This window comes from Rahnella sp. BCC 1045, assembly GCF_019049615.1.
Taxonomy (GTDB): domain Bacteria; phylum Pseudomonadota; class Gammaproteobacteria; order Enterobacterales; family Enterobacteriaceae; genus Rahnella; species Rahnella contaminans.
The window spans coordinates 1-2,619 of record NZ_JAFMOZ010000053.1 but is presented as its reverse complement, the minus strand read 5'-3'; the positions used below and the strand labels follow the sequence as shown (position 1 = coordinate 2,619).

At 40.3% G+C, this 2,619-nt stretch carries 3 protein-coding genes; 1 reads left to right on the top strand and 2 read right to left on the bottom strand.

Annotated features, from left to right (window positions below; genetic code table 11):
• Positions 1 to 1,326 (top strand): hypothetical protein (locus J1782_RS00345; protein WP_217151913.1); only part of this gene is annotated, 1,326 nt, incomplete at its 5' end.
• 31 nt (positions 1,327 to 1,357) lie between these two features.
• Here J1782_RS00345 and J1782_RS00340 read toward each other — a convergent pair.
• Together J1782_RS00340 and J1782_RS00335 are read right to left on the bottom strand one after the other, a co-directional pair.
• A complete protein-coding gene (locus J1782_RS00340; protein ID WP_217151912.1) occupies positions 1,358 to 1,570 on the bottom strand; it encodes a hypothetical protein in 213 nt (70 codons plus the stop codon).
• Between the two features lie 142 nt (positions 1,571 to 1,712).
• Positions 1,713 to 2,141 carry a tail fiber assembly protein gene (locus J1782_RS00335; protein ID WP_254302866.1) on the bottom strand — a complete coding sequence of 143 codons (429 nt, stop codon included), beginning with the start codon at positions 2,139 to 2,141 and terminating at the stop codon, positions 1,713 to 1,715.
• Positions 2,142 to 2,619 lie beyond the last annotated feature (478 nt).

Below are 2,619 nucleotides of genomic sequence, written 5' to 3'. Positions count from 1 at the left end.
GATATAAATAAATCGCTGGATTCAATTTTTTTAACTAACAACAAATTATTAGAAACATCCACTGAAACTCTACACTTAGTAGAGTCAAATGATTTAAGAGATGAAGCAAAAACGATACTGAGCATTTTAAACATAATTTCAAAACGAAATCAATATAATAAAGTAGCGCCTCACATATTATTTCTAATCCATAATATGAATACATGGTATTCAGTTGCTAATTTGTACTTTGAATTTTCTAACGACCCTGACTTGAGAGTGACTATCGCAAGCATCCCTAGATCATTCCCTGGTGTAGGGGGGTACTCTGGTGAAGATATTACCAGTGCTGCCTTATCAAAAATCGGTGTAAATCATATGAGGATCAGTAGTTACTCTGATAAAGATATATCTACTATCCTCACAACATTATCGCCAGATGTTATATTTAGGCAGTCCCCATGGGATCATGACATACCTCCGGGATTTGGCTCAAATAAAATAAATTTTGCAAAGTTGTGTTATGTACCATACTACGCAATAAATATAGTAAAGAATATTTCATCGGGAACTGATTTCGATTTCCAATCTAACCAGGACTTACACAACAATAGTTGGCGAATTTATTGTGATACAGAACATGCTTATGCCGAATTGTGCAAAAACTCCCTCATGCGCGGATTGAACGCCAGATATTTCGGACACCCGAAACTGGATTACATTCATACTAAAATGAAAGAAACTAGAAATTATGAAGGGACTAATAAAAAAGAACGAACAATTAATATATTATGGGCTCCACATCATAGCGTAGATGAAGGATGGCTATCATTTGGTACATTCGATAAAAACTATTTAGACTTCTTGCGCTATGCTGAGGAAAATAAGAACATTCATATAAAGTTAAGACCACACCCTGCTCTTTTTGATTTCATGCGAGCAAAGTCTGAAGAAACAAAAAATAGTATTGATAATTTTCTCTCTAGATGGGAGTCGTTAGTTAATACCAGTACGGACTTCGATTATGACTATGTTTCTTCATTTGAATGGTCGGATGTTCTTGTCACTGATGGGATATCTTTTATAGTCGAATATCCCCTATTCCATAAACCATCCATTTTTATAGAAAATGAAAACCATGCCAAGTTTAACGAATTAGGATATCTTGCTGCAAAGTGCAATCACATAACTAACGACTTTATTGGTGTCATGTCTTTACTAGATAAATTTAGTGATGGAACACTTGAAGATAAAAGCAATGAGGTGGAGTATTTAGAAAAAATCCTTCTACCTAATAAAGGGATAGTTCATAAGATAATAGCAAAAGATATAAAGTCAAACATTTAAATATATAAGCACCCTTTTTAGGGTGCTTATATTAATAATGAAATATTGGATAAGTAGGCTTTCTATTTATATCGTATGTTTCACTATTGAATTCTGTAGCAACAGGCAAAACGCTAGTAACTCTGGAGAGTGATTTTGAGTTCAGGGCTACGCTACTATCCCCATCAATAGCTAAACCATTCGAGTCATTGGCTGCGATAAGCAGCTCTTCATTGCCCGCATTTAGGTGTACTAATGAATGCATGCCAACTCCTTGCGAAAACACTATTTTGTCAATCAGCATTATCTTAACACCACTAAATTCAACATCAACTACCAATTGAGTTTTGTTACATAATTAACGTAAGCTCGATGCTGCCCCCTCCTCCAGGGGGCAGCATGTGAGATTAAGATGATGGCGCTTCAGGCCACACAACATCATCCGATGTATTGGCATCAATCCGACTCAGCAGCACACGATATTTTTTCCACAGCGGCAACGCCGCAGTTTCTGCATCAGTCGCCATATCCAAATCAACAGCATCTTGCAGAACTGAGATTCGCTCGCTGGAAAAATCCATCAAGGCCGTTTTTTGTGACAAGTTATCCGCAAGTTTCTGGGCGTTTTGGGCGGCAATTTGGTCAGCTGTCAGTGGGGGAGCGGTGAAAAACCCGTTTGCATAGGAGTATCCCGCTTCAACTTGTACATTAGCGGGTAATTCAACCGATGTTACCCCTTCGCCAAAGTCAATTTCATCACCATCCCACACAATTGTGTTGATAACCTGACCATCTTTTATTAAGGCGAAATTACCCATCATCATTGCAATTGTCATTATGCATACTCCTCAATTATGACTAATCCGGCCGCCCCTTTACCCGCTCCAAATGTTGACTGTGATGAGGTACCGCCCGCGCCACCACCTCCGGGATACCCGCCAATATCACCAGCGGTCGCAAAGTGTGCTAACCCACCAAATGACGAAAATGCTGAGCCTCCCTGACCACCTAATATTTGGTTTGTCGTTGAACCTTGTCCCGATTGTCCATTACATGAAATGATATTTGAACTCGGGGCTATGCCTCCCACACCAGGTACGGTAGTCGTTCCGCCTTGACCACCTGGGCAGACCAAATAAGTACCGAATGATGATGCCCCTCCCGCGCCACCACTAGTCGTTGAGTTGGCACCACCAGCAGTACCTCCACTGCCTACTGTGACCGCTGTTGTTGATCCGGCAGTAATTGTGATCCATGTTTCCGCGTAAGCCCCACCCCCCCCTGAACATGCACCTTGTGCAGCAGAATTTAGAG